Origin of the sequence: Geminicoccus harenae, assembly GCF_019800005.1 — a bacterium.
GTDB classification, from domain to species: domain Bacteria; phylum Pseudomonadota; class Alphaproteobacteria; order Geminicoccales; family Geminicoccaceae; genus Geminicoccus; species Geminicoccus harenae.
In genome coordinates this window covers 1-7,497 of sequence record NZ_JABGCL010000077.1, presented here as the reverse complement: position 1 = coordinate 7,497, position 7,497 = coordinate 1, and the positions used below count along the sequence as shown (strand labels likewise).

At 39.0% G+C, this 7,497-nt stretch carries 1 protein-coding gene; it reads right to left on the bottom strand.

Annotated elements, in window-relative coordinates; all coding sequences use genetic code 11:
* Positions 1-1,945: 1,945 nt before the first annotated feature.
* Positions 1,946-6,397 (bottom strand): reverse transcriptase domain-containing protein, encoded by a 4,452-nt coding sequence (locus tag HLA95_RS30145; protein WP_222185020.1) that lies wholly within the window; start codon positions 6,395-6,397, stop codon positions 1,946-1,948.
* Positions 6,398-7,497 lie beyond the last annotated feature (1,100 nt).

Genomic DNA, 7,497 nt, shown 5'->3' with positions numbered 1-7,497 from the left:
TGGTCTCTCAACACCTCGTTTCCACAGTTACATAAATAATCACCAATGCATATGATTTTTCTATGCAATATATTTCACATGTAACCGTGTCTCATGCCAGATGCAATTATTCAATGCATTATATATGGCATACATCTCATATCAACAATTCATGTATGACTATTTATGCATACATTTCCAAAATTTCACAACCACATACCATATGCCAATCTATTGTGCAATAAGTATGGCAAATATCACATGCATATATTTTATGCATAATAGTTAACATGCACCGTATACATTATGATTTTCATAATAAACAATAGCAACATGTTAATAATCTTTATTACTATCTCATACTTGATTTCAAAATAATCAAGATAATCACCTCTCATTTCATAATATATAATATCACAGATTTTTATTTATGAAAAATTTCCACAAAAATCAACCTAAGTGATATGTACATCCTTAGGGTTTTATTTTAAGTCCACAGTATCCACTTTTTCCACCGATGTCTCAACAAATTAGTTTAGGTACCTTTAATTGTACAAAAACTCCAATTCAATAATTTCACAAAATACCATTAACATCCATATATATATATTAATATATATGTGTATATATATATACCATGTAATGGTTACTCAAATGAAAATAAATCCATTTTCTTGTCAATGTAATACATAAACTCAAATTACTTCAAAGAAAAGTATTTTCTTGTGCTAAAATAATATTTTAACATCTTAAAGCAAAAGCTGGAAATATATAAATTTTCTCAACCCAGTAATAGTATTTGAATTTTTAAAAATTCATTACTTCGAATTAAAATGTGAAATTTTCCAGATATAAACTAGATTCACGTATGAACATCCCCACAAATTTTCATAATTTTAGGATAAGTGGAGCATCCTCCAATTTTAAATCCAAATCAGAACATAAAACAGTGCGATTACCCGTTGTATAACAATCACTTCTAAAATCAAAGAAAAATAGTAGATTGCAATATTTCTTCATAAAAATTTTATTGAAGATAAATCTAGGAGTTATGAGATCATTCCAACAAACTATGCTCAAAAATAATTTTTCTACATTTAATTAGAATTTATATACCAAAACAGGTATGAATTGAAATAAATAAAAATCAATATATATAAACTTCAATCTTTCAACCTCAAACCAAATTCATTTTGCATGAATTTATCAAATAAGATTTCTACTTCTAAAGAAAACAAGAAATCCTTATTTTCTTTCAAACTCCCCATGAAATATGTAAGGTTGTAGAACCTTACCTTGATTGTGAGTATTGGACTTCAAGAATTCCTTACTCCTTCAAACTCAAAATACTTCTCACTCTCTCAAGATACTTCTCACTCTCTTTTCTTTCTCTTTCTCTTTCTTTCTTCTCTACTACTTGTGTACTCATTAGCATTTAGAGTGTGGTATTTATAGGGAAAGGATTCAACCTCCATTCACTATTCCATCCACCACTCTTACAAGCATCTAACATTTTCAACCCCCATTCTCAAATTCATCTACCACTCTTACAAGCATCTAACATTTTCAACTCCCATTCTCAAATTCATCCACCACTCTTACAAGGATTCAACCTTCTCAACCCCCATTCTCAAATTCATCCACCACTCTTACAAGGATTCAACCTTCTCAACCCCCATTCTCAAATTTAACTACTAATCTCATTTATCCACCATTCTAGTTCATCCACCATTCACATTTTAAATATTACCTAAGAGTGAATAAAAATTCACCCTTCTCAATTAATGACCACATGGCATATTTCAAACCCTATTAGAATAATGCCAAGTGTATATTTAAAATATATACAATATACTAGCAACAAGTATATATATATATAAATAAATAAATAAATATGTATATATACGGTATTAAATTTTTCGGGGTCTTACAATACCTCCCCCTTAATGGGATTTCGTCCCCGAAATCAGCCGTCAGCAAATAGGTAAGGATAGTTCTTACGAACTTCAGACTCTAACTCCCAAGAAGCTTCTCCTTCATCATGTTGATTCCATTGTACTTTTACTAATGGAATCTCCTTCGTGCGAATCTTTTTCACCTCGCGATCTAATATTTTGAATGGTTTTTCAACATATTTGGCACTTTTATCTACCTTGAGATCACTGTGGTCAATGATGTGGGACGGATCACGAACATATTTCTTCAGCATGGATACATGAAATACGTTGTGAATTCCGGCAAGTTCTGTAGGCAGCTTTAACCGATAAGCTACTGTTCCTATCTTTGCTGTGATGGGAAATGGGCCTACGTATCGTGGCGATAGTTTTCCTTTCTTCTTGTGTCGAACCAGACTTCGCACGGGTGATATTTTCAAAAGAACTTCATCTCCAACGTTGTATTCCATCGGCCGCCTCCCTTTGTCTGCATAATATTTTTGTCTGTCTTGAGCAGCTTGCAGTCGTTCTCGAATTATTTCAATTTTCTCCGAGGTTTCCCGAATAATTTCAGGACCCAATTTAGGATTCTTTTTCTCAAACTCTGATTTCCAGAAGGATCTCTCGCCCACTTCTCCCCAACAAGTTGGTGATCTACACGGTCTGCCATACAGAGCTTCATAAGGAGCCATCCCGATGCTTGCATGATAACTATTGTTGTATGAGAATTCTACCAACGGTAGAGAATCCTCCCATGATTCACCGAAGTCTAAAACACAAGCTCGCAGCATGTCTTCGAGAACTTGATTTACTCGCTCCGTTTGTCCGTCAGTTTGTGGATGTGCTGTCGTACTCATCTTGATTTCTGTGCCGAAAGCTTTTTGCAAGCTTTTCCATAGGCCAGATCTGAATCGAGAATCTCTGTCGGACACGATTGAGACTGGAATGCCGTGAAAACGAACAATGTTTTCAACATATAGCTTTCCCAACTTTTCTACCGAATATTTCATACTATAGCCGATAAAGTGGGCGGATTTCGTCAATCGGTCTACTACTACCCATATAGCGTCGTGCATTTTCTTCGATCTTGGCAAGTCAGTGATAAAGTCCATGGATAAATGCTCCCATTTCCACACAGGTATTTCCAAAGGTTGGAGCAATCCTGGTGGTTTCTGGTGTTCCGCCTTTACTCTTTGACATGTGTAGCATGACTCCACAAATTTAGCCACGTCCGCCTTTATGCCTTTCCACCAAAATTGTCGCCGCAAGTCTTTGTACATCTTGGTGCTACCCGGATGTATAGAGTACTTGGAACGATGTGCTAGACCAAGAATTTTATCCTTTAGTTCAGGTACATCGGGCACGCATAGTCTTCCTCTTGTTCTCAGGCCTCCGTCTTTTCCAGTTTGCCAAGTTTCAGGTTCCTTCTCAGCCATAGCTTTAAACCACTTCTGCAGTTTCGTATCTTGAGGTTGTGCATTGATTACTTCTTCGATGATGTGCGGGTACACGTCCAAGCAGAAGAGTCGAACTCCACCATTTTGCTGTTCAACACGAAAGTCGAACTCTGCCAATTCCTCCAGTAGCTTCCATTCTTGCATCATTAGGAGCGCAATGACACCACGAGGTTTACGACTCAGCGCATCAGCTACCACGTTCGCCTTTCCTGAGTGGTATTGTAGAGTGAAGTTGTAATCCTTCATCAGCTCCATCCATCGTCTTTGTCGCATGTTTAACTCCTTCTGAGAGAACAGGTACTTTAGGCTTTTGTGGTCGGTGAATAGATCAAACTCCTCGCCATACAAATAATGTCTCCACAATTTGAGAGCAAAGACCACTGCAGCCAATTCTAGATCGTGTGTTGGATAGTTGAGTTCATGAGATCGCAACTGCCGCGAACCGTAAGCGTTAACTCTTCGTTCTTGCATTAGTACGCATCCCAGGCCTTGATGTGAAGCGTCGGTATACACAGTAAATTTGGCACCGTCTTTAGGAAGCATTAGGACAGGAGCGGTAGTCAATTTCTCTTTCAACAATTGGAATGCCCGTTCACATTTGTCATCCCATACGAACGCCACATCCTTTCGAGTCAGACGAGTCATCGGCAAAGCAATCTTCGAGAATCCTTCTATGAATCTTCGGTAGTAACCAGCCAGTCCCAAGAAACTTCTGACTTCAGTTGGAGTAGTTGGTTGATTCCACTCAAGCACTGCTTCAACCTTCGAGGGGTCCACCTTGATTCCTTCTCCCGTCACCACGTGCCCTAGAAACTTCACCTCTTTGAGCCAAAAGTCGCACTTCTCGTACTTAGCGTACAGTTTATGCTCCCTTAGCGTCTGCAAAGCTATTCGTAGATGTTGCTCGTGATCTTCTGGAGTCTTTGAATAAATTAGTATATCATCAATGAACACGATAATGAACTTGTCCAAGTAAGGTCGAAACACGCGATTCATCAGGTCCATGAAGATAGCTGGTGCATTAGTAACTCCAAACGGCATCACCAAGAACTCGAAAAGTCCATATCTCGTGCAGAAGGCTGTCTTGGATACGTCCGATTCACGCACCAATAGTTGATGATATCCGGATCGTAAGTCAATCTTTGAGAATATTGACGCTCCTTGTAGTTGATCGAACAAATCGTCTATTCGGGGTAGTGGATACTTATTCTTGATAGTGACTTGATTCAAGCGCCGATAATCCACACACATCCGCAACGATCCGTCCTTTTTCTTGACGAACAGCACCGGCGATCCCCAAGAAGACGTACTTTCTCGTATGAAGCCCAGCCTTAGTAATTCCTTCAATTGCTTGTCTAATTCCACCAATTCCATCTTGGCCATTCGGTAAGGAGAAATCGAAATAGGATTCGTTCCAGGAATTAACTCAATTGTAAAATCAATCTCCCTCTTCGGTGGTAGCCCTGGAATTTCTTGAAACACGTCTTTATATTCTCGAACTATGGAGATTCGATCTAAATTTTGGGAGCTACTTGAGTCTTCTAGGGATGCTAAATACCCAGAAATAAAGGTATCTACCCGAGGAGAACATTGAAAAACTAGCTCAGGTAACCCTGGAGTAAAGAACTTAACTGTTTTCTGTTGACAATCCAATATAGCACCATAGGTTGTCAACCAATCCATGCCGAGTATCACATCAAAATTCTTCATAGGTAGAAGAATTAAGTCAGCAGGCATCACTCTACCAGCTATTCGGACATCACAGTCCTTACACACACACGTCAAATCAGTCTTAGCCCCCAAGGGCGTAGAGACCGACAAAATCTTATCTAACGGTGTGGTTTCTATACCCAAGGTATTCACATACGATGAAGAAATAAATGAGCATGTAGCACCAGTATCAAATAAAGTCGTAGCGCAACTATGAAAAATTGTAAGTGTACCTTCCATATTCACGCTCTCCGGAATAATCGCCAAAGCGTTTACTCGAGCTCCTGTTTGAGGCGGTCCAGGTTTCGCCTTCGGTTTCTTGCAATCTTTGCTTATATGACCGACTCCTCCACAGTTGTAGCATGTCAGCCTTCTTGGTTTTGGGCAGCTTGTTGAAATGTGTCCCTTTTCGCCACAATTATAGCAGGTTACTTCAGATGACGACGCATTCCTCAAAGGGGTTTGCACTCCTGCCTTAGGAAGATTCCCGTCCATCTTCCTTCTCTTGTTATTTGGTCCCGATGATCCGCGAGTCAGAGGAGCTTTCCCTTTTCCTCGAAATTCCGTCTCCTTTTTCGTCTCCCGATGGTAATCCTCCATGTGCAGGGCTCTACGGACAGCATCCGCATAGCTTAAGTTGAAATCTCCCACCAGCAATCTTCCAAGTGGAGGGATCAGTCCCTTCACAAATTTGCGAGTTTTCTTTTCAGGAGTATCGATCAAGTGTGACCCGAAACTAGACAATGCTTCGAATTTATTTTGATACTCCGTTACAGACATTTGTCCCTGTTTCAGATTTAGAAATTCCATCTCCCTTTTCTCTCTTTCGATTTGTGGAAAGTACTTACCATAAAAGAGATCTTTGAATTCCTCCCAAGTCATTAATTCAACGTTCGCCATGGTGCTTTTTGTTAAATCCCACCAGAATCTGGCATCATCTTCTAGTAGGTACACCGCCAGTCGCCGTTTTTCTTCAGAAGTACATAATAATACTTCATAAATGTTTTCTAAGCTCCTTATCCATTCTACAGCTTTTGTAGGGCCCTCCACTCCCTTGAAACTGTATGGCTTCAATGCCAAGAATCTTGGAATTAATGTATTTCCAACCGGAGCTACAGGCTGTCTTCCTGCAAAATGTTGATCCATTCTGTGGAAGAAATTCTCCATGAGGCGTATGGTTTGATCAACAGCTGGCGGGCTTGGTTCAACAATAGGTTCTCCATTGTAACGAGAAGTCCCAGCCCTACTTTCCGGAATGTCTACAGGCGATGGGGTTGCATTATGTAAACCCTGAGTAGATCTCATCCTTCTAGCCATATTCCTTCCTTCCTTGATCACACAATGTTTCAAATCAACACATAGCACAAACATAAAAATCATTTAGCACATATACATATATATGTATATTTCTACCTTACTTCTCAACACTAATAAAGTTACTATGACTTTATATAGAGTCTCACTAAAAGTGAACTCACCCCACTCGGGTTCGAACATCCCTGTCCAAACCCGAAACCACAACTCAGTAACTTATTTATTGACAGTGTTTCTCTTTCGTGACTAGTACTCATTCAACCTAGAGCTCTGATACCAAACTTGTGACACCCCACACAGGGTATCCCCTAAAAGACATTATACACCAAAACTTATTTCTGAATAATTCCATTACTAGCCAAACAGTCTTACAAATACATAAAAGTGCGGAAAATATAATTAATTATTACACACTGAGTACCAGTTTATAATACGAGTACAGTCCCGTAATGTACTCGAAACAACTACATATCAATACTCGAAATGAGTATTAACGAATAGAGTAACACTGTCTTGCCCATCCTCAGAAATCTCAAACGCTTTTCTCCCAACTTACTGATGTGATGTTCCTGGGAGGGGGAAAATAAACGGGGTGAGCAAAAACCACTATTGCTCAGTAAGGTTCGTAAACCTCAAATATTACATAACGATTTCAAAAGAAACATCAGGATTTAAATCCATCAATCAACATCACAGATAATATCCATTTACATATATATATATTGCAGGATATATTCATCTCATTTTAGTAAAAAGTAATCATTTACTATATGCATGTTTTATGCATATGACAGATATTCAATGTAATGCTCATGCAGTTATTTCTGCCATCTTCTCTGTCAGGTCATTCCTGCAAAACAAATATCAGTACTCTGATGGTAACCTTATTTTAAGATTCACCATTTTTATTTTTCACAACAGATGGCCACCTCATTTTAGGGTTCACAACCATCCGGGATGGCTACCCCACCGGGTACACACCATCCTACCACAACAGCATCCCTTCGCCCCCAGTTGCTAGGGAATGTATATCACCCAGTCACCACCATGACTGTCACACATTGACTTGCTGTTTTTAGCAAGGGTGATATATTAGTGCACTA